The following is a 23,291-nucleotide window of genomic DNA, read 5'->3' on the forward strand; positions in this document are numbered from 1 at the left end:
ATGGTCGCGGGACAAGCTTTTTGTCATGACCGAGAGCTTCCGCCGCGACGGCGAGTACGAGCAGTACGAGACCCCCTACCAGGGCGCCCAGCAGCAGCACGCTTCGTCGCCCGTGAACCCCGAGTGGCCGCCCCCGCCGGCCCAGCCGCCGACGGCACCCCCGCAGCCCGCCACGCCTTCGCAGCCCGCCGCCTTCGCCGCCGAGGGCGCCGGCTCGTACGGCGGTGACGGCGACGGCGGCGGAACCGCTCTCCTCACCGCGCCCCCCGCCGAGCCCGCGCCCCCCGCCGAGCCCGCGGCGCCCGCTCCGAAGCGGCGCACCCGCGGCCCGCTCGCCCTCCTCGCCGCCGTCGCGATCGTCGCCGCGGCCGTCGGAGGCGGCACCGCCTACGGCATCCAGGAGCTGACCGGCAACGACACGGTCGCCTCCAGCAGCACCAGCACCAACGTGGTGCCGTCCTCCGCCAAGGGCACGGTCGCCGGGGTCGCCAAGGCGGTCAGCCCGAGCATCGTCGAGATCAACGCCACCTCGAACGCCGGGGAGTCCACCGGATCCGGCGTGATCATCACCGGTGACGGCGAGATCATCACCAACAACCACGTCATCTCCGGCGCCTCCACCATCAAGGTGAGCACCAGCGACGGCAAGACCTACACCGCGAAGGTCGTCGGCACCGACAGCAAGAAGGACCTCGCCCTCATCAAGCTGGAGAACGCCTCCGGCCTGACCGCGGCCACCCTCGGCAACTCCGACGGCGTCCAGGTCGGCGACCAGGTCGTGGCGATCGGCTCCCCCGAGGGCCTGACCGGCACCGTGACCAGCGGCATCGTCTCCGCCCTGAACCGGGACGTGACCGTCGCGACCGACGAGGGCCAGAGCCAGAACCAGGGCGGCAACGGACAGTGGCCGTTCGAGTTCGGCGGCCGGCAGTTCAACGGCGACACCGGCTCGTCCACGACGACCTACAAGGCGATCCAGACGGACGCGTCCCTCAACCCCGGCAACTCCGGCGGCGCGCTCATCGACATGAACGGCAACATCATCGGCATCAACTCCGCGATGTACTCCGCCAGTTCGGACTCGTCCACGGCCGGCAGCGCGGGCCTCGGCTTCTCCATCCCGATCAACACCGTCAAGTCCGACCTGGCCACGCTGCGGGCCGGCGGCACCGACAGCTGACCCGACCCCCGCGAGGAGCACGTCATGATCAAGCAGGTTTCGCACACGGTGGCCGGTACCGACCCGGCCGGGTTCGCCCTGGCCCTCGAGGTGGCGTACGCACTGCACGCCCCGGCGCCCCGGGCACCCGAGGTGGCGGCCACGGCGCCGGCCCGCCGCGGGACGACCGCCGCCCGCGGCCGCCGCCGTACCGTACGCGGCTGACCGCCTGCCGGAGCAGGTCCTTCAGCGCCGACGGGGAACCGTGCGAGGCTGAAAGCGTTCACCGACTCAGTCCCGTTCTCCCCACCGCACCCGAGGAATCCCGAGCCATGAGCCCCGCCGAAGGCGACCGTGACCCCCAGCGCATCCTGATCGTCGACGACGAGCCGGCGGTGCGCGAAGCACTCCAGCGCAGCCTCGCCTTCGAGGGCTACGACACCGAGGTCGCCGTGGACGGCGCGGACGCCCTCGACAAGGCGACCGCGTACCGGCCCGACCTGGTCGTCCTCGACATCCAGATGCCCCGCATGGACGGGCTCACGGCCGCCCGGCGCATCCGCGGGGCGGGCGACACGACCCCCATCCTGATGCTGACGGCCCGCGACACGGTCGGCGACCGGGTCACCGGGCTCGACGCGGGCGCCGACGACTACCTGGTCAAGCCGTTCGAACTGGACGAACTGTTCGCCCGGGTCCGGGCGCTGCTGCGGCGGTCCTCCTACGCGGCGGCGGCCGGAGCGGCGGCGGCCGAGGACGACGAGGCGCTCACCTTCGCCGACCTGCGGATGGACCTCGCGACGCGTGAGGTCACCCGGGCGGGCCGGCCGGTGGAGCTGACCCGCACGGAGTTCACCCTGCTGGAGATGTTCATGGCCCACCCGCGCCAGGTCCTCACCCGTGAGCAGATCCTGAAGGCGGTCTGGGGCTTCGACTTCGAGCCCTCCTCCAATTCGCTGGACGTCTACGTCATGTACCTGCGCCGCAAGACGGAGGCGGGCGGCGAGCCGCGGCTCGTGCACACCGTGCGGGGCGTCGGGTACGTGCTGCGGCAGGGTGGCGCGGAGTGAACAGGCTCGTACGCCGGTACCGGTCCCTTCCGATCCGGTCCCGTCTGGCGCTGCTGGTGGCGGCGGCGGTGGCGTTCGCGGTGGCGGCGGTGTCGGTGACGTGCTGGTTCATCGTGCAGGGGAAGCTGTACGACCAGGTCGACGGCGACCTGAAGGAGATGGCCAGCAGGCCCGGCACGGTCCAGTCGCTGCTCCAGAGGTGTACGCAGGCCCCGGCGAAGAACACCCAGGTGTTCCCCGGCCGGAACGACTACGTCCAGGCCATCAAGGCGGAGGGCGACCCCTGTGTCGACCCGAACTCCCCGGGCACGGTCAAGGTGACGGGTGCCGACAAGAGGGTCATCGAGACGGCGAGCGGCAGCACGATCTACTTCCGCAACGGCACCGACGAGGACGGCAACTCCGTACGGGTGCTGACCCGGTACCTGGGCGTCGACACCAGCGATTCCCGGGGTGTCGCCCTGCTTCTCGCGGTCCCCCTCAAGAGCACCCAGTCCACCCTCAACGAACTCGCCCTCATCCTCCTCCTCGTCTCGGGCGTGGGAGTCCTCGGCGCCGGCGCCGCAGGTCTCTTCGTGGCACGGGCCGGCCTCCGCCCCGTCGACAAGCTCACCGAGGCCGTGGAACACGTGGCCCGCACCGAGGACCTCGGCATCCGCATCCCGGTCGAGGAGGACGCCGAGGACGAGGTGGCCCGGCTGTCGCGGTCGTTCAACTCGATGACGAGCTCCCTCGCCAGCTCCCGCGAGCTCCAGCAGCAGCTGATCGCCGACGCGGGGCACGAGCTGCGCACCCCGCTCACCTCCCTGCGCACCAACATCGAGCTCCTCACCCGCAGCGAGGAGACCGGCCGCCCCCTGCCCGAGGGTGACCGCAAGGCACTGCTGGCCTCGGTGAAGGCGCAGATGACCGAACTGGCCGCCCTCATAGGCGATCTTCAGGAACTGTCCCGCTCGGAAGGCCAGCGCGGCGAACGCGTGCAGGTCGTCTCGCTGGAGGACACCGTCGAGGCCGCCCTGCGCCGGGCACGGCTGCGCGGACCGGAACTGACCATCGACGCCTCGCTGGAGCCCTGGTACACCCGTGCGGAACCGGCCGCCCTAGAGCGTGCCGTGGTCAACGTCCTCGACAACGCCGTGAAGTTCAGCCCCGACGGCGGCACGGTCGAGGTGCGGCTCAGCGAGGGGGTGCTGACCGTCCGGGACCACGGCCCCGGCATCCCCGCCGAGGAACTCCCATACGTCTTCGACCGCTTCTGGCGCTCCCCCAGCGCCCGCGCCCTGCCCGGCTCCGGCCTCGGCCTGTCCATCGTGGCCCGCACGGTCCGGCAGTCCGGCGGCGAGGTCACCCTCGGGCCCGCCGAGGGCGGCGGCACCGTCGCGACCGTACGGCTGCCGGGAGCGCCGACTCCACCGCCGGAGACGCCCGCGCGGTAGGCCGGTCCGGGCGGCAACCTTCCGTGCGGGAGCGGCGACTGAACTGCGGTCCATCCCCCGCACGGAACGGAACCGCAGATGAGTGAGACACGCAGCAAGGCCCGCCACCGCAGCAGCAGGACGGCCCTGGCGGTCGGTCTCCCGCTGGCGCTGAGCGCCTCGGGAGTCATGGCCCACGGCATGGTCCCCGGTGTCCAGACCTCCGCGGCCGCCACCACCGCGGCCGCCCCCGCCTGGGCCACCGCCACCGCGGACGGCTTCGCCTCCGTCGACGCGCTCGGCCAGAACGGCACGTACGGCGGCCGGGACGGCCGGATCGTGACCGTGCGGACGCTCGCCGACCTGGAGAAGTACGCGACGGCCGCCGAACCGTACGTCATCGTCGTGGCGGCGACCATCACCATGGACCCGGTCGGCAAGGAGATCAAGGTCCGGTCGGACAAGACCATCGTCGGGTCCGGGACCGCCGGGCAGATCGTCGGCGGCGGGTTCTTCCTGGGGTCCGGCGTGCACAACGTCATCATCCGGAACCTGACCATCCGGGACGCCTACCAGGGTGTCTGGAACGACAAGGACCACGACTTCGACGCCGTCCAGATGGACGGCGCCCACCATGTCTGGATCGACCACAACGACCTCAGGAACATGGCCGACGGGCTCATCGACGTCCGCAAGGACAGCACCTACGTGACGGTCTCCTGGAACAGACTCAGCCAGGACAACAAGGCGTTCGGCATCGGCTGGACGGAGAACGTCGTCACCGACATCACCGTCCACCACAACTGGATCCGCGAGACCGAGCAGCGCAATCCGTCGACGGACAACGCGGCCCACGCGCACCTCTACAACAACTTCCTGGAGGACGTGGCCGGTACCGACGTCACCTCCTCCTACGGCAACTACTCCCGCGGCGCGACCAGGATGGTCCTGGAGAACTCGTACTTCCAGGGCTTCAGGAACCCCGTCATCAAGGACAGCACCGCGAGCATCGTCCAGAAGGGCAACACCTTCGTGGGCACGAGCGGCAGGAACGAGAGCGGCGGCACCGCCTTCGACCCGAGGACGTACTACGCCTACACGCCCGACAGGACCGCCGACGTCCCCGCCCTGCTCAAGTCGGGGACGGGGCCGCGCGGTTCCATCGGTACGACGGCCGCCGTCACCAAGGCCGCGGCTGCCACGACGCTCACCGTCGCCAAGGACGGCAGCGGGCAGTACTCGACGGTGCAGGCCGCGGTGAACGCCGTACCGGCGAACAACGCCTCGCGCGTGGTCGTCCAGGTCAAGCCGGGAACGTACCGCGAGCTGGTGAAGGTGCCGTCCGACAAGCCGCACGTGACCATCCAGGGCACCGGGTCCAGCCGCAGCGACACGGTGATCGTCTACAACAACGCCTCCGGCACGCCCAAGCCCGACGGCTCCGGGACCTACGGCACCGGCGGCAGCGCCACCGTCGCCGTCGAGGCCGACGACTTCCAGGCCCGCAACCTGACGATCTCCAACGACTTCGACGAGGCGGCCCACCAGGACATCGCGAGCCAGGCCGTCGCCCTGCGCACCGCCGCCGACAAGGTGTTCCTCGACGGGGTCATCGTCACCGGCGACCAGGACACGCTGCTGGTGGACACCGCGGCCAAGGACAGGCTCGGCCGTGTCTACATGACGAACTCCTACGTCGTCGGCAACGTCGACTTCATCTTCGGCCGGGCCACCGCCGTCATCGACAAGTCCGTCATCACGCTGAAGAAGCGCTGGAACGGCACCTCGGCCGGTTACGTCACCGCGCCCAGCACCGCCGCGGACCGCAAGGGCATCCTCATCGCCAACTCGACGGTGAACGGGGACGTCTCGTCCGCGAGCTTCTACCTGGGCCGCCCCTGGCACGCCGGCGGCGACGCGAGCCTCGACCCGCAGACGACGGTCCGCAACACCTCGCTGAGCGCGGCGGTCAAGCCCACGCCGTGGACCGACATGAGCGGCTTCTCCTGGAAGGGCGACCGGTTCGCGGAGTACAGGAACACCGGTTCGGGCTCGGGCGCGGCCTCGTCCGACCGGCCGCAGCTCACCGACGCGCAGGCCGCGGACCAGGAGGTCGCCGACTGGCTGGCCGGCTGGACGCCGAGCCCGTCCTGACCTGCTGTTCGTCCGCTTTCCGACCCTGTGTCAGACCCTCGTTCTAGGCTGTTCCGGTAGATCGGGAAGCCGGACGGGGGAGCGGAAGAATGGTGCGTGTCGAACGGCATCGGGTCGGCGAGGCGGCCGTCTCGGCGGTGCGGAAGGACTTCGCGAACAGGATCGGTTCGCAGGTCCACTCCCTGTCCAAGGCCGGCCCGGTGACGGCGTGGGAGTGGTGGCTGATCGCCCAGGAGTTCGTCGAGTACCTCGGCGCCCTCTCGGTGGAGACGCCCGACCTCCACTCCCCCGAGGCGAAGGCGGTCCTGGAGGACGCCGCCGAGGCGGCCGCCGGCGCGGTGGCCTACGCGGCGTACTTCCCGCGCGACCACTTCGAGGTCTTCCTCACCTACCCCAACTGGGGCATGGTCTACGACCGCGAGCCGGGCGGCACCCCGGAGCCGGTCACCGCCGCCAGGTGGCTGGACGCCTTCTGCCTGGCGATCCTCGTGGAGAAGACCCAATGGCACGGCGAGGCCTTCCACTTCGCCCGCGAGGCACCCCAGCAAGGCCGCGCCGGCCACCCCGACACCGAGCTGATCAACGGCTTCATGGCGTACGTCATCGGCGACACCGGTGACGACGACGCCACCTGGCCGCCCTCCCGCGAGCAGAAGCTCGCCGCACTCGACGCGGCGCTCGACCGGGTCCGGGCCCGGGAGACGGAGACCGGCCGTCAGCTCGCCGACCAGCCGTACGGCATCGGGCTGCGGGCGCTGCGCGCGCTGACCGCGGGCGACCGGGAGGGGTTCGACGAGGCGGTGGTGCGACTGCTGCGGCCGCTGACCGGCACCCCCGGACCCGGGGCGCGACCGGGCAGTCTCCTCCCCCTCCTGCCGATCGCGCTCACCGCGCTGGCGTACCGCGACGAGGGCTGGCCTCCGGCCGTCGACAGCGACTACCTGCCGGACGCGCTGGTCACCGGGTTCAAGGCCACACCGCCCCGGGTGGGGCCCTACGGCCGGGACCGCCGCCCGGACGCGGTCGCCGAACTCACCTCGCAAGTGGTGGAGTTCGGGCGGTCCCTGGAGCCGCGCCCGCTGGAGGCGGACAGCGAGGAGCAGTTCGAGCGGTACACGCGGGACGCCGTCACGCCGGTGCCGGGCAAGTCGCTCACCACCTTCGAGCTGGCCTACGCCGTCACCTATCAGGAGCTGCTCTTCCGGACCCGCGCCGCGCACACGTCCGACGCGAGCGACGCCCAGCTGGAGAACCTGCGGCTGGCCGCGGAGCTCGGGGCCGCCCTGTTCCGTACGACGCTGGCGGAGCCGGGCACCGACGTGCCGGTGACGATCGACGGCCGGACCGTGACGTACCCCGCCTGCCGGGACGAGGACGCCGGGCCGGGGGCCTGGCACCGGGCGGTGCACCTCGCGCTGATCACGGGCCGCCGGGAGCATCTGGCGCCGCTGGTCCTGGCGGGCCCGGAGCGTGTCGGTCCGGACCGTTCCGTGGCGGCCCCCTACCGCCGGGCCCTGCACGCCTATCTGCGCGGCGAGGATCCCGTGCCCGCCACGGACGAGGCCCTGCGGGACACCGGCAAGGCCCGTGACCAGGGGTTCCTGCCGCCGCCCGCGGTCCTCTTCTCCCAGCTCGTGGAGGGCGACGAGGAGAGCTTCAACCTGGCCCTCCTGGACGCCCTGACCTCCCACCGCGACCACTACGCCGTCGCCGACCGCCCCTCCGACCCCGACGCCGCCCTCAGCCTCGACATCCTGGCCCTCACCTGCCACGCCCGCCGACGGGGCTGGGAGATCAGAGTCCGGTCACCGTACCTGCCGGCCCGGATCGTGGCAGCGGCGACGCCGTTCTGATTCGCCCGGGCAACCTTCCCCCGAACGAGTGAACCAGGGTCGTCGCCGCTGGTCAGATGCACCCCCCTGCCTACGGTGATCGCGTTGCTTGTGCCCCGCGCACACCCGGCCCACACTTGATGAGGAGGTGCCCCCTTGACCGCTCTCGCGCATGAGAGGCCCAAGCCCATGTCCGAGGCTCAGCCCGAATCCTTGAACGGACCCGACCTGGACGAGGTCCTGTGGCAGGCATGGAAGGCCATGGAACTCCCCGAGGGCTACCGCGCCGAGATCATCGAGGGAGCCATCGAGGTGTCACCGACCGGTCGCTTCACCCACGCCCAGATCGTCAATCGCCTTCGGGACGCCCTTGTGATCTTTCTGAAGGACAGCGAACACGGCGCCTGGAACGACACCAACGTCATCCATTCGCGCAAGGCGTGGATTCCGGACGGGTTCGTGGCTCCTCGCGACGCCGAACTCATCGAGGACGAGGAAGGCCTCGGCATCAAGGCCTCAGCGGTAGCGTTGGTCGTCGAGGTCGTCTCCCCCGGCACACGCAACCAGGACCGCGACCGGGTCAGGAAGCGCCGCGAGTACGCCCGCGTCGGCATCCCCGTGTACGTCCTCATCGACGACTACGACGGCCAGGGTGCCGTCACCCTCTTCACCGGGCCCCGCCCCGACAAGGCGGACTGGGAGGACATTCACCGTGTCCCCTACGGCACCGACGTCACGATCGCCGAAGGCCCCGCCAAGGGTTTCGTGATCGGGGAGGCGATCACTGGGCCCAAGCGGGGCTGACGGGGGCGGAGTTGGTTCATTGCCGCAAGCTGATCGTGTCGTTCGACAGCCTTCGCAGGGGCATGGTGTCCTGCGGGAGGGGGCCGAGGAGGCGGGTGTAGGTGCCCTGGTGGGCGGCCAGTTCGGTGTGGGTGCCGGCCTCCACCAGGCGTCCGTCGTCCACGACCAGGATCCGGTCCGCGTCCGGGGCCAGGCTCAGATCGTGGGTGATCATGATGGTCGTGCGGCCGGACATCAGCCGGCGCAGGGGCTGGACCACCTGACGGGCGGCCACCGAGTCGAGGCCGGCCGTGGGCTCGTCGAGGACGAGGACGGGCGCCGCCCTGAGCATCGCGCGGGCGATGGTGATCCGCTTGAGCTGGCCGCCGGACAGGGCCGCCGTGCCGGGGGCGATACCGGTGTCGTACCCCTCGGGGAGGGCCGTGATGAAGTCGTGGGCCGCGGCCGCGCGGGCCGCCTGTTCGATCTCCTGGTCGCTCGCGCCCGGCCGGCCCGTCGCGATGTTCTCGCGGATCGTGCCGGCCAGGATCAGCGTCTCCTGCGGGAGCAGGGCGATCTGCTCCCGCAGGAACTCCAGGCCCAGGTGCGGGAGCGGGACCCCGTCCAGGGTGATCACACCCGCTGAGGGGTCGTAGAAGCGGGTGAGGAGCTTGGACAGGGTGGACTTGCCGGCGCCGCTCGGGCCCGTGATGATCACCAGCTCGCCGGGGGCGGCCGCGAAGGACACGTCGGTGAGGGAGTCGCGGTGTGCGGTCGGGTAGCGGAAGTGCACACCGTGCAGACCGATCCAGCCGCGGACCGGCCAGGCGGGGACGGGTTCGGCCGGGTCGCCGACCGCCGGTCGCGCGTCCAGGATCTCGTTCAGGCGCTGGGCACCCGCGGTGGCGGCGGTGAGGGTCAGGCCGAGCTGCCCGAGGTTGCGCACCGGCGGGTACAGGTAGCCGATGAAGGCGGCGAAGGCGAGCAGTTGGCCCAGTGTCATCCGGTCGGCCGAGATCTCCCAGACGCCCACACCGATCACGGCGAGCACGCAGAGCGTCTCCACGACCTCGACGAACTGCTCGTACATCTCGCTGAGCCGGGCTCCGCGCACCGAGGCCCGCATCCAGGCGCGGGCCTCGCGGTCGAGGCGCCGCTCCTCGTCGCGGCGGCGGTTGTACGCCTGGGTCAGCACGACGTTGCCGAGGGACTCCGCCACGACGGAGGTGATCGCGCCGTCCGCGACCCGCTCGTCCTGTGCGGCCTCCTTGATCCGGCCGGCGAAGCGGCGGGCGGCGAACAGGAACAGGGGCGCGAGGACGAAGGTGGCGAGCGCCAGGTCCCAGCGCAGGTACAGGGCGGCGGCCGAGTAGAAGAGCGCCGAGAAGACGGCGGCGACCGTGCCGACGACGCCGGACACGACCATCTGCTCGATGGCCTCGACGTCACCGGTGAGGCGTTCGACCAGGTCGCCGTGGCGGTGCTGCTGGAAGAAGTGCGGGGGCAGGTCCTGGATGTGCCGGAAGACCTTCGCACGCAGTCGCAGCACGAATCTCTCCGCGGTCCAGGTCGCGAGCGAGTTCCCCAGGTAGCCGACGAGTGCGCCGAGCGCGGCCACGGCGAGCCAGGCGCCGGCCGGGCCCCAGAAGGCGGCGAGCGAACCGGCCTTCAGGGCGGTGTCGGTGAGTTCCGCGAACAGCAGGATCGCGGCGGTCTCGGCGAGCGCGGACACCACCACGCACACGACGATCGCCGCCAGCCACCTGCGGTCGCCGTGGGTCAGCGGCCAGAAACAGCGGAAGGCCTCGCGGACTTCCCTCATGACGACTCCCTTTCAGGTACGGCGGTCCCGGGCCGCGGGGACGGCCGAGGCGGGGCCCCGGTGCGAGACGTGCTCGCGACCGGTGACCCCGCCTCGCGGCATTCCGAGTCAGCCCTTGTGGGCGACCGGGCGGCGCTTCGGCGCGGCCTTCTTGTGCGCCTTCTTCTTCGGGCCCGGGGCGGGCTTGGCGGCCTTCTTCACGGGGACGATCTTGTGAAAGCTCATATCCGAATCCTTTTCTGTGAACGAGTTTGATTTACGTCAGTAAATTCTGTGTCAACCCTTGCCGATGACCGAACGACACTTCGGCGTGCTCTCCTTTGCGTTTGTGTCGTTCGCTTTCGACATGGAAAACGTTACGGCATTCCCGCAGCCAAAAAAGGCCATTTCGCCTTAGACCTCAATAAGACTGGATGTGCATCGCCTGAGAATCGAAAGGCTGACACAGAATTTACGGACGGACATGAAAAGGCCCCGCCGACGCCACCGCCCGGTGAGGCGGTGGGTGGTCGGCGGGGCCGGGGAGTGCTGCGTGCGGTGCGGTGCGGTCGGTGGTCCTACCGGACGATCGTGATCCGGTTCGCGGCCGGCGGCGCGATCGGGCTGCTCGCCGAGGAGTTGGCCGTCAGGTACGCCACGAGAGCGGCGAGGTCGTCGCCGCCGACGAGGTCGTTGGTGCCCTGGCCCAGGGTGGTGAAGCCGTCGCCGCCGCCCGCGAGGAAGCTGTTGGTGGCGACGCGGTAGGTGGCCGCCGGGTCGACGGCAGCGCCGTTCAGCCTCACGGAGTCGACGACGATCCGGTCCGCGCCGGTCTTCGTCAGGTCCAGCGTGTAGGTGAGGCCGGCCGACGGCAGCAGGATCTTCGGCGAGGCCGCGTTGGTCCCGCTCACCTGCTCCTGGAGCACCTTGATCAGCTGGGCGCCGGTGAAGTCCTGGAGGTTCACGGTGTTGGAGAACGGCTGCACGGTGAAGCCCTCGGCATAGGTCACCACGCCGTCGCCCTCGGTGCCCTTGGCCGCGTAGGTCAGGCCCGCCCGCACCCCGCCGGGGTTCATCAGCGCGAGATCGGTCCCGGGGTCGAGCGACCTGCCGTACGCGAGCTGCGCGTCGGCGATCAGGTCACCCATCGGGGACTCGGTGCCGGTGCTCGGGACGTCGGCGGAGATGTAACCGACCGGGCGGTTGCCGATGGGCGCCGCGAGCGTGTTCCACTTGCCGATCAGCTCGGTCATGTCGGGCGCCTTGGCGACGGTCCGGGTGACCACGTGGTTCGCCGACTTCACGGCCGTACGGGCGATGTCGCCGGTGAAGCGGTCGTACGTCAGCGTCGTGTCCGTGTAGAGCCGGCCGAAGGAGGCCGCCGAGGTGACCATGCGCGGGTTGCCCGCCGGGTCGTCGATCGTGCACACGTAGGCCGCGTGGGTGTGGCCGGTGACCAGCGCGTCCACGGACGGCGAGATGTTCTTGGCGATGTCGACGATCGGTCCGGAGATGCCGTCGCCGGCGCCGGGCGCGTCACAGTCGTAGTTGTAGGAGGCGGAGGCCGGGGCTCCGCCCTCGTGGATGAGGGCCACGATCGACTTCACGCCCTGCTTCTGGAGCACGCGGGCGTACTTGTTGATCGTCTCGACCTCGTCCTTGAACTTCAGGCCCTTGACGCCCTCGGCGGAGACGACACCGGGGGTGTCCTCCAGGGTGACGCCGATGAAGCCGACCTTGACGTCCTTCTTCTTCCACACCCAGTAGGGCTTGAGGATCGGCTTGCCGGTCTTCTCGTCCAGGACGTTCGCGGCGAGATAGGGGAAGTCGGCGCCCTCGAACTCCTCGTCGGTGTAGCAGCCGGCGGTGGGGTGGCAGCCGCCGTTCTGGAGCCGGCCCAGTTCGCGGGCGCCCTCGTCGAACTCGTGGTTGCCGACACTCGTCACGTCGAGGTCGAGCTTGTTCAGCGCCTCGATGGTGGGCTCGTCGTGAAAGAGACCCGAGATGAGCGGGGACGCGCCGACCATGTCACCGCCGGCGGCGGTGACCGAGTAGGCGTTGCCCTTGCGGGCCTCGCGCAGATGGGTGGCGAGGTACTCGACACCGCCCGCGTCGATCGTCTTCGTCGTCCCGTCCGCCTGGAGCTCGGTGACCCGGCCGGAGGAGCCGGACGGCGGCTCCAGGTTGCCGTGCAGGTCGTTGAAGGACAGCAGCTGGACGTCCTGGTAGCGGCTCGGCAACGGCTTGCCGTGGTGGCTGTCGTGCGCGCCCGCGGGCAGCGCTGCGGCGAGGGCCCCGGCGGTGGCGAGCCCGGCGGCCGCGGCCACGAGTCGGTACGTACGTCTGCGGCGCTGTTGCTGCTGGGACTTGGCTGGCATACGCCCCCCTGAATCCGGATGTGAGAGTGGCCCCCGTCCGGCGCAGCCTAGGGTCAACGCGCGTAGCGCGACAGAGGGTTCGTGGTTACATCCTGGTTGCTTCTTTGCCGCCGCTTTGCGTGCACCTCCCCTTACCCTCGTAGCCATGACCAGCGACGACATCGCACGCCCCGGCATCTCCCGCTCCATCGAGACCCTTTCGGCGCTCTCGCCGGAACAGACCGAGGCGGTCCTCGGACTCCTGGCCGAGGCCGCCGAGGCCGACGGCCAACAAGCGGTGTCCGAACAGGGCAGGTTGCAGCTCAGGGGCGGCGTCCGCGAGGGCGTGTCCCATCTGCTGCTGCACGTCGGCGACGAACTGGCCGGATACGCCCAGCTGGAGGACACCGACCCGGTGGAGGCACCGGCGGCGGAACTGGTCGTGCACCCCGCCCACCGCGGCCACGGTCACGGCCGCGCCCTGGGCTCGGCGCTCCTCGCCGCCTCCGGCAAGCGGCTGCGGGTGTGGGCCCACGGCGGCCACAGCGCCGCCCGCCATCTCGCCCAGGTCCTCGGCCTCACCCTCTTCCGTGAGCTACGGCAGATGCGGCGCCCCCTGGCCGGTCTGGAGCTGCCCGACCCGGTGCTCCCGGCGGGCGTGACGGTCCGCGCCTTCGTCCCCGGCGAGGACGACACCGCCTGGCTCGCGGTGAACGCGGCCGCGTTCGCCCACCACCCCGAGCAGGGGTCCCTGACCCAGCGCGACCTCGACGACCGCAAGGCCGAGGCCTGGTTCGACCCCGCGGGCTTCTTCCTCGCCTTCCGGGACGGCGAACTGGTCGGCTTCCACTGGACCAAGGTGCACGCGGCGGAACAGCTCGGCGAGGTCTACGTCCTCGGGGTCCGCCCCGGCACCCAGGGCGGCGGCCTCGGCAAGGCCCTCACCACGATCGGCCTGCGCCACCTCGCCGCCCAGGGCCTGCCGACCGCGATGCTCTACGTCGACGCCGACAACAAGGCGGCGGTCTCGGTGTACGAACGGCTCGGCTTCACGACGTACGAGACGGATCTGATGTACCGCACGGAGACGTGACGGGGCGGACCCGCGGCTGAGCGCACGGGGAGTCAGTCGGCGATGCCCGGGGCCTCACGCCAGGCCGGCAGGAGCTTGTCGAGGAGCGCCTCGGTGCGGGGCGGGAGGCCCCGGGCGCCGCCACTGAGCTCGTGACGGCGGGCGACGAGCGCTGCTGCCGCCGATTCGAGCCTGGCCGTGTCGCCCGTGGCGTGCGTGGCGCGCAGGAGTTCGTTCCACAGTCGCTCGTCTGCCGGTGCGTTCGTCAGTCCCGTGCCGAGGGCGTCGAGCGCCGGTGCCGGGTTGCCGGCCTCCAGGTGGTGGCCGGACAGGTGAAGGAGACGGGTCGTGCGCTGCCGGGCGGCCTGGGCGCGCAGGGCCGTGGTGACCGGCGGGACGGCGGGCGCGGAGCCGGTCGAAGCGGTCACGGGGACGGGCTCCACTCCTTCTCGAAGGCGATCTGCTCGGCGATGGTGGCCAACGTCTCGCGGGGGGCGGGATGGAAGGTCAGGATGCGGTCGGCGTTGGTGAGACGCGTGAACGGGGTGAGGCGGTACACCTGGAAACCGCCCATGCCACGGCACATCCCGGAGGGCCAGGTGTCGCGTCGGGAGCCGTTGACGCCCAGCAGCCATCCCTGGGGTTCGAGCTGCTCGCGGACGCGGACGAGCGCCTCAAAACAGTCACCCGCTCTGCCGGAGACCTGCCCCCAGGGGCCCTCGACGGTCACGGTGTAGTCGTGGTCGCGGTCGTCGCCCTCCCAGCGCAGGACGGCGTCGGCTTGCCGGTCACCGTTGAAGGCGCGGACCTCGAAGCGGTCGGGAACGAGACGACTCATCGGGTCCATCCTTGGGGCAGTTGGCCGGCGGGGTTCGGCGTCCATCCTCCCTTGGTCCCGTCGGGGAGGATCTCCCAGGCTCCCTTGATGGGTTGGCGGTCGATACGCCGGCGAAGGCGACCTCGTCATCGACCTCGGCTGGTCCGGCCCACGAAGGCCGCTGCAGACTGCGCTGGTCGTCCGGGTCGGGTTTCCTGGCCGCCTCGGAGGCGCCGTCGACGTGCTTGACGGCTTCGACGGCGTCCTCGACGAACTCCTGGCCGACGGTCCTGACGGTGTTCTTGGCGACGGTGTACGGATCTGATGTACCGCGCGGAGACGTGAGAGCGAGAGCGCGCGGGATCAGGCGGCAGGCCGCGGTCCGAGGCGTCGTACCGGCTCCGGTGTGCAGGCCGTCCACAGTGCGGCCGCGCTCACCAGGAGCACCGCCCATCGCGTGTGTGCCGCCTGCCAGTTCGGGTCCCCCACCGGGACGAACAGGTCCCAGCGGGTGGGGAGCAGGAGGGGGGCGAGGAGGGCGAGGGTCAGGAAGCCGGCCGCCACCGAGGGTCCGGGTTCGGGTTCGTCGGTGAAGCGCACCGCCACCGCCGCGGCCGCCAGCGCGAGGACGGCCGTGGCCGCCGCTTCCAGGGTGACCGCGCCCACCGGGGGCCGCGCGTCCTTCGGCAGCAGGGCCAGCGCCGCCGCCCACCCCAGCGCGGCGACCGGTGCGGCCAGCGCGACCCGCAGCCCGCTGCGCACCCAACGCCGGGTGGGAACAGGGGAGGTGAGCCGGCGGGCCGGGTCGTCCAGCAGGAAGGCCAGGCCCAGGGCGAAGGCGAGGGCGGCGGCCCGGAGAAGGGTGAGGCCGAGCCACGCGTCGGGGGTCCCGGACAGCAGCCGCGGCAGCGCGACGATCAGCAGGCCGGCGACCGCTCCGGTACCGACCGCCCGCCACGGCATCGCGCGGGCCACGGCAACCACCAGCTCCCACCGGGTGCCTCCGTCACTCCTGCGCACAGTCGTCCGCCCCCTTCGGCACCTCGGTCCCCAGCATCCGGGCGACCTGGGCCGTCGAGACCCCCGGCGCGGTCAGCTCGCTCCAGTGCCGCTGGACGGAAGCCGTCACCTCGGCGCGCGGCCGCCCCAGCAACTCCCGTACGACATCGGTCTGTCCGGCCGTCATGGACAGCCCGCTGGTCGGGGCGAGGACGTACGCCGACCCGGTCACGCTGTCGTCCAGCCGCACGTTGGCGAGGTCGGCCATCGGGTCGGAGTCCCGGCCCAGGGCCAGCCACATCGCGGTGACCACCCGGCCGTCGCACAGTTCACCGCCCTTCGACTCGTCACCGGCGACCAGCACATAGGCGACGGCGACCGCGAACTCGGGGACCCGGTTGCCGCCCCACCGGCTGCCCACGGTCACCTGGTGCGGCGCGGTGAGCGGTTCGATCGCCGCGTCACCGCTCAGTCCGTAACGGGCGTCGATCCGCTGCCGTACGAGAAGGGGCTGCCGGGCGGCCGTACCGCCGGCCAGGGCCTGGACGCGGTCCACGACCCCCGCCCAGTCGCCCGTCCGGCCGGTCCACTCGGGGAAGGCGCAGTACGTCGAGCCGCCGTGCCGTACGCACGACTGGTCCCGCTGCGGGGCGACCGAGGCCTGTTCGCGGGCGGCGGCCAACTCCGGTGACACGCCTCCGGACTGGCCCACCGCGCCGGCCACCGTCAGCGCGAGCGCTCCCGCCGTGCCGGCCTTCAGCAACCGCGTCCGGCCCCCGCTCACCAGGACCGCGACAAGGGCGAGCAGCAGGACCAGCCCCGTCAGGTACAGCGCGTGCCAGGCCGCCGGGCGGCCGACGAGGTCCGCCGGGAGCACCGTGTTGTTGCTGGTCTCGTCCACGATCGGCGACAGCCACCGCGACCACTGCGCGTCGGCGGTGCCCGCGGAGAGGAACACGCTGAGGACGAAGAGCGCGATCACGCCGATCGGTGCCGCGAACGTGGACGGGACCAGCCGGGCCAGCAGCACCCCGAGCACGCCGCACAGCAGCACGTACAGGGGGCCGACGGCCAGTTCGGCGGGTGAGCCGTGGCCCACCGCACCCGGCCTGAGGGCCTGCCGGGTGAACTCGCCGAGCACGACCAGCGCGGTGAGGACGGCGAAGGGCACCACCGACAGCACATGCGCGACCGTCCGCCGCCACGGCTCCATGACCAGTACGTCGAACTGCCGGTCGGTGCCGCGCCTGCGGGAGCGCAGCGTGCACCGGTTGACGCACACGAACAGGGCGATCCCCAGCAGCAGTGGGCCGCTCTGGGTGTCCCGGTCGGCGTCCTGGAGGGCCGGGAAGGCCTCCATGCCGTCCTGCTGGTGGAACAGCGTCCAGGCGGTCCAGCCGACGTACAGCACGAGCGTCGCCAGCACCGGGATGTAGCGCAGCAGGTCGCGTGCCTCGAAGCGGGCGAGCGCGAACACGGCCGCCCTGGCCCGTCGCGGGTCGTCCTCGGGTACGGCGGTGGACTCGGCCACCGTCTCCGTCGCCAGGCTCATGCGGTCGCCACCTCCGCGGCCACGTCGTCCAGGGTGAGCAAGTAGCCGTCCTCCAGGGTGGGTTCGAGGAGATCGGCGCCGGCGGGCGGGTCGCCGACGTTGCGGAAGGACCCGGTGCCGGTGCGCCAGCCCGCCTTGGCGTCCGGGGCGCGTTCCGTGCTGCTCCACACCCGGCCGGCTGCGCGTGCGGTCAGTTCGGCGGGGGTGCCCGCGAAGAGGATGCGGCCGTGGGCCATGACCAGGACACGGTGGCAGAGCATCGCCACGTCCTCGGTCTGGTGGGTGGACAGGAGCACGGTCCGCCCCTCTCCGGCCTGCGCGATCAACTCCCGGAACCGCATGCGCTGTTCGGGGTCGAGGCCGACGGTCGGTTCGTCGAGGACGAGGAAACCGGGGTCGCCGACGAGGGCGGCGGCCAGCGCGACCCGCTGCCGCATCCCGCCGGACAGCTTCTTGATGCGCTTCCCGCGCACGTCCCCGAGGTCGACCTCCTCCAGTACGCGCCGCACCTCGCGGTGGCGTGCGGTGCGGTCGGTGAGCTCCTTGAGGATCGCCACGTAGTCGACGAACTCGAAGGCGCTGAAGTCCGGGTGGAATCCCGGGCTCTGCGGCAGATAGCCGAGCGAGCGCCGGACCTGCTGTCGCCCCCGCGAGCTGCCCGGGTCATGGCCGAGGACGGTGAAGGAGCCCCGGTCGGGGGGCACGGCGGTGGCGAGCACCCTGAGCAGGGTGGTCTTCCCGGCCCCGTTGGGCCCGAGCAGCCCGGTCACCCCCGGGGACAGCCGCAGCCCCACGTCGTCGAGGGCGCGGGTGCCGCCGTAGCGGAGATGGAGCCCGGAGGCGGAGACGGTGTCGGTCATGCGGGGCTCCCGTTGCGGAGTTCGAGACGGTGACGGAGGAGGAGGCGCGGCCCTGTGGCGGTCGTCCGGCGCTCCCGTTGCGGAGTTCGAGACGGTGAAGGAGGAGGCGCGGCTCTGCGGCGGTCATCCGCAGCTCCCGTCGAAGAGGTCGAGACGGTGACGGAGAGGGCACGCGGCTCTGCGGCGGTCATCCGGCGCTCCCGTTGAAGAGGTCGAAGCGGTCGCGGAGGAGGAAGAGCAGGCCGGTGCCGAGCGCGGTCACCGCCCCGGCGACGCCCTGTCCGGCCGCTGTGAAGGGGGCGAGGGCATCGGTCTGCGCCTGCTGTGCGGCCTGCGCGGCCAGCATCACGGCGATCCAGGCGCCGCCGACCAGGGAGGGCGCGAGGACCGGGCCGAGCCTCGGGGTGAGGGCGAGTCCGGTCGCGGTCAGGGCGAGCGCGGGCAGCAGCCAGGCCAGGGCGCGCAGGCCGTAGCCGGGCAGGGCGAGGGTGGCGATCCCGTTGAGGCCGAGGCCCGCGACCAGGACGGCGAGCGTCCGGATCATCAGCAGGCGGAAGCCGTGGGTGGGCGCGACGACCGTCATCTCGTAGGTCGGGTCGAGCGCCGGACCGTAGGACAGCGCGACGCCGACCAGCGGCAGCAGCGGGGCCAGAGCCAGGAACAGGGTCGGCGACTCGGTCGTGTGCACCGCGCCCACCGTCGCCAGCAGCAGGAACACCACGGCCGCCAGCCAGGAGCGCCTGAGCACCGGCGTGGCCGCGAGCAGCCGCGCGGTGTGGTCGGCGATCCCGACCCGGGTCAGCAGCGACTCCAGCCACCCCGGCCGGGGCACGTCCAGCTCGGCGTCCAGCCGCTCCCACCCGGCGTCCAGCGCCACCGGGTCGACCCCGGCGAGCAGCGCCCGGCACTCGGCGCAGGCGGCGAGATGGGTGTCGGCGGACCAGAGCAGGGGGGCGGCCAACTCGCCCCGGGCGTAGGCCCGCAGATCGTCTTCGGCCACATGCCAGGTCATGCCGCCACCTCCTCCACTCGTCGGTACGCCGGTCCCTGCGGCCGGTTCTGATCCGGGCCTCGGGATGAACCCTGCGGTGCGTGCGGCACCGGGCCCCGCAGCCGTCCCGGACCCCGGCCCGCCGGCCGCCCCCAGGCCCTGCCCCGCACCCGCTCCAGAGCCGACCCCCGCGGTAGCCCCTGCGCCGAGCCGGGCGATTGAACCGGAAGCCGGTCCCGCACCGACCCGAGCGACCGAACCAAGAGCCGGCCTTGCGTCAAGCCCCGCCCCCGATCCCCGAGCGACCGAACCGAAAGCCGGACCCGCCCGGTACGCCGGACACCGCGGACCCGGCCCTGTGCCAAGCCCTGCACCCGATCCCGCACCGAACCGAGCGACCGAACCGAAAACCGGTCCCGCGCCGGGCCATGGACCCGATCCCGCACCGACCCGAGCCACCCAACCGAAAGCCGGCCTTGCGCCGAGCCCCGCACCGAGCTGTGCGACCGAACCCGCACCCGTCCCCGCACAGCGCCCCGCAGTCGTTCGTCGGTGTTCACGCGAGTGCCTCCCTCAGCTGTTTGCGGGCCCGCATCGCCCGGGTCTTGACGGTGCCGGGCGGGATGCCCAGCAGGACGGCGGCCTCTCGGGTGGTGAGGCCGTCGATGACCGTGGCCTGGAGCACCGCCCGCAGCTCCGGTGAGAGCCCAACGAGGGCGCCCGCGAGATCCCCGTGCTCCACCCCCGCGAGCACGCGTTCCTCCGCGGACACCTCGTCCCGGTGCCGCAGCCGGGACAGGGCCTGCCGGAGCCGTCCCCGCGCCCCGTCCCCCCGCAGCGCGTCGATCAGCCGCCGCGAGCCGATGCGCCACAGCCACCCCGCCACGTCACCTTCCTCGCGGTAGCGCGCGGTCCCCCGCCACACCGCGAGGAACGTCTCCTGTACGACGTCGTCGACCAGGCCCGCGTCCGCACAGCGCCCCCGCAGCCGGGCGAGCAGCCAGGGCGCGTACCGCCGGTACAGCTCCTCGAAGGCGCGCCGGTCGCCGTCCGCCGCGATGGCCCGCAGCAGATCCCCGTCGCTTCTCGTTTCCCTCACACCCCTCCATCGGACGACCCCCGCCGACCGGTTCACGCGGCGACGAGGAAAGCTCGCTTGACTTTCCCGACCCCCTTCCACCACCCTTTCACTACTCAATTAGTGAAAGGGTGGTTGTCCGCGTGGTCGAGTACCGCATCGACCGGCGCTCCGGCGTCGCCACCTACGTGCAGATCGTCCAGCAGACCAAACAGGCCCTCAGGCTCGGCCTCCTCGAACCGGGGGACCGGCTCCCCACGGCCCGCGAGGTCGTGGAGGCCACCGCCATCAACCCGAACACCGTGCTCAAGGCGTACCGCGAACTGGAACGCGAGGGCCTGGTCGAGGCCCGCCGCGGCCTCGGCACCTTCGTCCGCCGCACCCTCGGCGCCCACACGGCCGACACGCCCCTGCGCGCCGAACTCGACGACTGGGCCAGGCGGGCCCGGGCGGCCGGACTCGGGCGCGAGGACGCCGACGCCTTCTTCACCGCCGTACTCGACGAGCATTTCCCGAAGGGGGACCAGTGAGTTCCAGCACCACCCCGGCCGTCGCCCTTGAGGCGTCCGGCCTGGGCAAGCGGTACGGCAGGCGGCCCGCCGCACTCGACGGCTGCTCCTTCCGGCTGCCCACGGGCCGCATCAGCGCACTGGTCGGCCCCAACGGCGCCGGCAAGTCCACGCTCCTCGCGCTGGCCGCCGGTCTGCTGCGGCCCACCTCCGGCACGCTCACCGTCCTCGGCGGCGCGCCCGGCGAGGCCCGCGACCGGGTCGCCTACCTCGCCCAGAACAAGCCGCTGTACCCGCAGCTGACCATCACCGAGACCCTGCGCATGGGCGCCGAGCTCAACCCGGCCCGCTGGGACGCCGCCCGCGCCGCCCGGGTCGTCGAACAGGGCGGCCTGGACCCGAAGTCCCGCATCCGCGGGCTCTCCGGCGGCCAGCGCACCCGGGTCGCGCTCGCCCTCGCCCTCGGCAAGCGGCCCGACCTGATGCTCCTCGACGAACCGATGGCCGACCTCGACCCGCTCGCCCGGCACGAGCTGATGGGCACCCTGATGGCGGACGCCGCCGAGCACGGCACCACCGTCCTGATGTCCTCGCACATCGTCGCCGAGCTCGCCGACGCCTGCGACCACCTGTTGCTCCTGGGCGGCGGCCGGGTCCGGCTCGGCGGCGGCATCGACGACCTGCTCACCGCGCACACCCTGGTCACCGGTCGCGGCACCCCCGCCGACCTGGCCCCGCACACGGTGATCGAGTCCCGTACCGCCGGCCGCGGCCTGACCGCCCTGATCCGCCGGGACGGCCCGGTCGGCGAGGGCTGGGCGACCGAGGAGCCCTCCCTGGAGGAACTGCTGCTCGCCCATCTCCGCGCCCCCGAGGCCCCCGCACTGCTCACCCCGGGCACCACGGCGACCGCCGAGGCGGTGACCGCATGAGCACCGCGACCCTCGACCAGGCGCCCGCTTCCCCCGCCGTACGACGCGCACCCCGCGGCCTCATCCGCACCGTCCTGCGTCTGCACCGCACCGCCCTGTGGATCTGGCTCGCCTTCGTGGCGTTCACCGCCGGCCTGCTGCTGTGGCTGACCGGCCCCGGCGCCGACGCCACCGCAGGGCAGCTGGAGAGGTACGGCTACGGCGGCCTCCTGGAAGCCGCCTACTCCCCCGACACGCTGCTCTACTTCACCTCGGGCACGTTCAACGACCTCTTCTACGACCCGAACGCCCTGATCACCCTGGCCTCCTTCGCCGTCGCCCTGTTCGCCGGCGGTCCGCTGACCGCCCGTGAACTGGAGAGCGGCACCGCTCAGCTCGCCTGGACCCAGTCGGTCTCCCCGGCCCGCTGGCTCACCGCGAAGCTCGCCGTGCCTGCCGCCTTCGTCGTCCTGGGCACCGGGGTGCTCACCCTGCTGTACTTGCGGCTGTGGTCCGCCCACGGCAACCTCCTGATCGCCGGCATCGGTCCCCGCTCCGTGTACTTCTCCCTCGGACCGGCCACCGTCGCCGCGCCCCTGCTGGGCCTCGCCCTCGGCACCCTCATCGGCCTCGCCGTCCGCCGCACCCTGCCCGCACTCGCCTTCAGCGGGTTCGCGTACTTCCTGGTCTACGCCTTCCGCGGCAACCACTGGCCCTTCCAGGGCCGCTACCAGCAGCCGGAGCTGCACTCCCGCAGCCACGCGATCACCTCCAGCGGCGCCGAGGTCGATGACCCGGGGTGCTACGCGGACAAAGCCTGCCTCGCCCGGCACGACGTCGTCCGCTTCACCCGCGAGTACCTGCCGTCCCCCGACTACTGGCCCCGCCAACTGCTGGAGACCGGCGTCCTGCTCGCCCTCACCGCCGTGGCCGTCGCCCTCGCGTTCGCCCTCCTGCGCCGACGGGGGGCCACCGGATGAGCGGCCCGGCCGCCCTGTCGACGGGGCTCGCCCGGAGCATGCTGCGGCTGCACCGCACGGCGCTGATCGTGTGGGGCGTCTTCGTCCTCGGCTGCGTCGGCTGCCTGGTGTGGCTCACCGAGGTCACCGCGGTCTCCGTGCACGAGACCCTCGACGCGTGCCCCAGGGACGGGAGCATGTGCGGCATCGGGGCCTGGCACGCGTACAGCGAGTCCATGGGCTGGATCAGCACCTTCATGTACTACGGCTTCTGGGTCGTCGCCGCCTGGGCGGGCGGTGCCCTCATCGGCCGTGAGCTGGAGAGCGGCACGGCGCGGCTTGCCTGGTCGCAGGGTGTCTCCCCGGCGCGCTGGCTGGCCGCCAAGCTCGCGCTGCCCGCGCTGGCACTGCTCGTCGGCGGGGCCGCGTTCGTCCCGGTGTACCGCTGGGCCTGGTCGGCGCACCGGGATCTGATGGGCGACGACCTCCACTTCAACGACGTGTTCGCCGACCACGGTCCGCTGGTGGTGGCGTACGCCCTGTGCGCGCTCGCCGTCGGCACGCTCACCGGGCTGCTGCTGGGCCGCCCGCTGCCCGCCCTCGCCGTCTCGGTTGCCGTGATGACGCTCCTCAACCGGGCCCTGGAGCACCGCCGCCCCACCACCGGCTTCTGGCCCGCCCACCTCACCGAGACGGGCCTGCTCCTCACCACCGCCGCTCTCGCCACCCTCACGGCCTTCTGGACCCTGCACCGCCGCACCCCCTGACCTCCCCGCACCCGCCCCGAGCCCAGCCGCCCCGACCGACTCGCCCACCCCGGCCCGCCCGCCGCCCCCACCCATTCCCGACCGAACGACGAACAGGACGGCGGACCGGCAACCCCCATCCAAGGGGCGCCGACCCGCACCCAGCCGCCCCTGCGCCCGACACTCCCGGCGCCCCCACAGGTCACCCCGACCCGACAGACCGGCC

General features: G+C 72.2%; 20 protein-coding genes and 1 pseudogene. 12 read left to right on the forward strand and 9 right to left on the reverse strand.

Going from position 1 to position 23,291, the window contains the following annotated elements; genetic code table 11:
* Positions 1 to 25 precede the first annotated feature (25 nt).
* The 7 genes from M2163_RS24370 to M2163_RS24400 all read left to right on the forward strand — a co-directional run bounded on the left by M2163_RS24370 (position 26) and on the right by M2163_RS24400 (position 8,434).
* The gene (locus M2163_RS24370; protein WP_280895025.1) at positions 26 to 1,180 is read left to right on the forward strand and encodes a trypsin-like peptidase domain-containing protein; all 1,155 of its coding nucleotides are present in this window, start codon (positions 26 to 28) and stop codon (positions 1,178 to 1,180) included.
* A gap of 24 nt (positions 1,181 to 1,204) precedes the next feature.
* Positions 1,205 to 1,384, forward strand: a complete 180-nt coding sequence (locus M2163_RS24375; RefSeq protein ID WP_280850712.1) for a hypothetical protein — start codon at positions 1,205 to 1,207, stop codon at positions 1,382 to 1,384.
* Between the two features lie 107 nt (positions 1,385 to 1,491).
* Positions 1,492 to 2,229: a response regulator transcription factor gene (locus M2163_RS24380; RefSeq protein ID WP_280850711.1), complete on the forward strand. Its 738-nt coding sequence runs from the start codon at positions 1,492 to 1,494 to the stop codon at positions 2,227 to 2,229.
* Positions 2,226 to 3,665, forward strand: a complete 1,440-nt coding sequence (locus tag M2163_RS24385) for a HAMP domain-containing sensor histidine kinase (protein WP_280895026.1) — start codon at positions 2,226 to 2,228, stop codon at positions 3,663 to 3,665. The genes M2163_RS24380 and M2163_RS24385 overlap by 4 nt, the downstream gene beginning before the upstream one ends.
* A gap of 78 nt (positions 3,666 to 3,743) precedes the next feature.
* Positions 3,744 to 5,798 carry a pectinesterase family protein gene (locus M2163_RS24390; protein ID WP_280895027.1) on the forward strand — a complete coding sequence of 685 codons (2,055 nt, stop codon included), beginning with the start codon at positions 3,744 to 3,746 and terminating at the stop codon, positions 5,796 to 5,798.
* Between the two features lie 89 nt (positions 5,799 to 5,887).
* Positions 5,888 to 7,651 (forward strand): immunity 49 family protein, encoded by a 1,764-nt coding sequence (locus M2163_RS24395; protein ID WP_280895028.1) that lies wholly within the window; start codon positions 5,888 to 5,890, stop codon positions 7,649 to 7,651.
* Between the two features lie 135 nt (positions 7,652 to 7,786).
* Positions 7,787 to 8,434, forward strand: coding sequence for a Uma2 family endonuclease (locus tag M2163_RS24400; protein WP_280850707.1), 648 nt, complete (start codon positions 7,787 to 7,789; stop codon positions 8,432 to 8,434).
* Between the two features lie 16 nt (positions 8,435 to 8,450).
* On the opposite strand, the gene M2163_RS24405 is transcribed toward M2163_RS24400, so the two are convergent.
* Both M2163_RS24405 and M2163_RS24410 read right to left on the reverse strand, forming a co-directional pair.
* Positions 8,451 to 10,235, reverse strand: coding sequence for an ABC transporter ATP-binding protein (locus tag M2163_RS24405; protein ID WP_280895029.1), 1,785 nt, complete (start codon positions 10,233 to 10,235; stop codon positions 8,451 to 8,453).
* A gap of 557 nt (positions 10,236 to 10,792) precedes the next feature.
* On the reverse strand, positions 10,793 to 12,592 hold the full coding sequence (locus tag M2163_RS24410; protein ID WP_280895030.1) for a bifunctional metallophosphatase/5'-nucleotidase: 1,800 nt from the start codon (positions 12,590 to 12,592) through the stop codon (positions 10,793 to 10,795).
* A 145-nt stretch (positions 12,593 to 12,737) separates the two neighbouring features.
* Here M2163_RS24410 and mshD point away from each other — a divergent pair, with 145 nt between their 5' ends.
* The gene (mshD, locus tag M2163_RS24415; protein ID WP_280850704.1) at positions 12,738 to 13,664 is read left to right on the forward strand and encodes a mycothiol synthase; all 927 of its coding nucleotides are present in this window, start codon (positions 12,738 to 12,740) and stop codon (positions 13,662 to 13,664) included.
* Positions 13,665 to 13,696: 32 nt separating this feature from the next.
* On the opposite strand, the pseudogene M2163_RS24420 reads toward mshD, so the two are convergent.
* From M2163_RS24420 to M2163_RS24450, 7 genes and pseudogenes are all read right to left on the reverse strand, one after another.
* A pseudogene (locus tag M2163_RS24420) lies at positions 13,697 to 13,936 on the reverse strand (hypothetical protein); the annotation flags it as partial.
* 131 nt (positions 13,937 to 14,067) lie between these two features.
* Positions 14,068 to 14,481, reverse strand: coding sequence for a hypothetical protein (locus M2163_RS24425; RefSeq protein ID WP_280895031.1), 414 nt, complete (start codon positions 14,479 to 14,481; stop codon positions 14,068 to 14,070).
* A 342-nt stretch (positions 14,482 to 14,823) separates the two neighbouring features.
* Entirely contained in the window at positions 14,824 to 15,480 is a 657-nt protein-coding gene (locus M2163_RS24430) for an ABC transporter (protein ID WP_280895032.1), read from the reverse strand.
* A complete protein-coding gene (locus M2163_RS24435) occupies positions 15,467 to 17,011 on the reverse strand; it encodes an ABC transporter permease (RefSeq protein WP_280895033.1) in 1,545 nt (514 codons plus the stop codon). The genes M2163_RS24430 and M2163_RS24435 overlap by 14 nt, the downstream gene beginning before the upstream one ends.
* The gene (locus tag M2163_RS24440; protein ID WP_280850696.1) at positions 17,008 to 17,871 is read right to left on the reverse strand and encodes an ABC transporter ATP-binding protein; all 864 of its coding nucleotides are present in this window, start codon (positions 17,869 to 17,871) and stop codon (positions 17,008 to 17,010) included. Before M2163_RS24440 ends, M2163_RS24435 begins: the two co-directional genes overlap by 4 nt.
* 187 nt (positions 17,872 to 18,058) lie before the next feature.
* Positions 18,059 to 18,883, reverse strand: coding sequence for a zf-HC2 domain-containing protein (locus M2163_RS24445; protein WP_280850695.1), 825 nt, complete (start codon positions 18,881 to 18,883; stop codon positions 18,059 to 18,061).
* Between the two features lie 535 nt (positions 18,884 to 19,418).
* Positions 19,419 to 19,961 (reverse strand): RNA polymerase sigma factor, encoded by a 543-nt coding sequence (locus M2163_RS24450; RefSeq protein WP_280850694.1) that lies wholly within the window; start codon positions 19,959 to 19,961, stop codon positions 19,419 to 19,421.
* A gap of 122 nt (positions 19,962 to 20,083) precedes the next feature.
* On the opposite strand from M2163_RS24450, the gene M2163_RS24455 reads away from it, so the two are divergent.
* The 4 genes from M2163_RS24455 to M2163_RS24470 are packed head-to-tail and all read left to right on the forward strand — an operon-like array spanning position 20,084 to position 23,086.
* Positions 20,084 to 20,470 (forward strand): GntR family transcriptional regulator, encoded by a 387-nt coding sequence (locus tag M2163_RS24455; RefSeq protein WP_280850693.1) that lies wholly within the window; start codon positions 20,084 to 20,086, stop codon positions 20,468 to 20,470.
* Complete coding sequence (locus tag M2163_RS24460) at positions 20,467 to 21,381, forward strand: ABC transporter ATP-binding protein (RefSeq protein WP_280850692.1); 915 nt, start codon at positions 20,467 to 20,469, stop codon at positions 21,379 to 21,381. The genes M2163_RS24455 and M2163_RS24460 overlap by 4 nt, the downstream gene beginning before the upstream one ends.
* Positions 21,378 to 22,340 (forward strand): hypothetical protein, encoded by a 963-nt coding sequence (locus tag M2163_RS24465; RefSeq protein ID WP_280850691.1) that lies wholly within the window; start codon positions 21,378 to 21,380, stop codon positions 22,338 to 22,340. Before M2163_RS24460 ends, M2163_RS24465 begins: the two co-directional genes overlap by 4 nt.
* A complete protein-coding gene (locus tag M2163_RS24470; RefSeq protein ID WP_280850689.1) occupies positions 22,337 to 23,086 on the forward strand; it encodes a hypothetical protein in 750 nt (249 codons plus the stop codon). The genes M2163_RS24465 and M2163_RS24470 overlap by 4 nt, the downstream gene beginning before the upstream one ends.
* The last annotated feature ends 205 nt before the right edge of the window (positions 23,087 to 23,291 follow it).

It is taken from the genome of Streptomyces sp. SAI-135, from assembly GCF_029893805.1.
Lineage (GTDB): Bacteria > Actinomycetota > Actinomycetes > Streptomycetales > Streptomycetaceae > Streptomyces.

Excerpts from the sequence above, each read along its gene's own strand:
- M2163_RS24465 (WP_280850691.1), top strand. The coding sequence starts at position 21,378 with ATGAGCACCGCGACCCTCGACCAGGCGCCCGCTTCCCCCGCCGTACGA.
- M2163_RS24395 (WP_280895028.1), top strand. The coding sequence starts at position 5,888 with ATGGTGCGTGTCGAACGGCATCGGGTCGGCGAGGCGGCCGTCTCGGCG.
- M2163_RS24470 (WP_280850689.1), top strand. The coding sequence starts at position 22,337 with ATGAGCGGCCCGGCCGCCCTGTCGACGGGGCTCGCCCGGAGCATGCTG.
- M2163_RS24380 (WP_280850711.1), top strand. The coding sequence starts at position 1,492 with ATGAGCCCCGCCGAAGGCGACCGTGACCCCCAGCGCATCCTGATCGTC.
- M2163_RS24435 (WP_280895033.1), bottom strand. The coding sequence starts at position 17,011 with ATGAGCCTGGCGACGGAGACGGTGGCCGAGTCCACCGCCGTACCCGAG.
- M2163_RS24440 (WP_280850696.1), bottom strand. The coding sequence starts at position 17,871 with ATGACCGACACCGTCTCCGCCTCCGGGCTCCATCTCCGCTACGGCGGC.
- M2163_RS24390 (WP_280895027.1), top strand. The coding sequence starts at position 3,744 with ATGAGTGAGACACGCAGCAAGGCCCGCCACCGCAGCAGCAGGACGGCC.
- M2163_RS24410 (WP_280895030.1), bottom strand. The coding sequence starts at position 12,592 with ATGCCAGCCAAGTCCCAGCAGCAACAGCGCCGCAGACGTACGTACCGA.
- M2163_RS24445 (WP_280850695.1), bottom strand. The coding sequence starts at position 18,883 with ATGACCTGGCATGTGGCCGAAGACGATCTGCGGGCCTACGCCCGGGGC.
- M2163_RS24425 (WP_280895031.1), bottom strand. The coding sequence starts at position 14,481 with ATGAGTCGTCTCGTTCCCGACCGCTTCGAGGTCCGCGCCTTCAACGGT.
- M2163_RS24405 (WP_280895029.1), bottom strand. The coding sequence starts at position 10,235 with ATGAGGGAAGTCCGCGAGGCCTTCCGCTGTTTCTGGCCGCTGACCCAC.
- mshD (WP_280850704.1), top strand. The coding sequence starts at position 12,738 with ATGACCAGCGACGACATCGCACGCCCCGGCATCTCCCGCTCCATCGAG.
- M2163_RS24370 (WP_280895025.1), top strand. The coding sequence starts at position 26 with ATGACCGAGAGCTTCCGCCGCGACGGCGAGTACGAGCAGTACGAGACC.
- M2163_RS24375 (WP_280850712.1), top strand. The coding sequence starts at position 1,205 with ATGATCAAGCAGGTTTCGCACACGGTGGCCGGTACCGACCCGGCCGGG.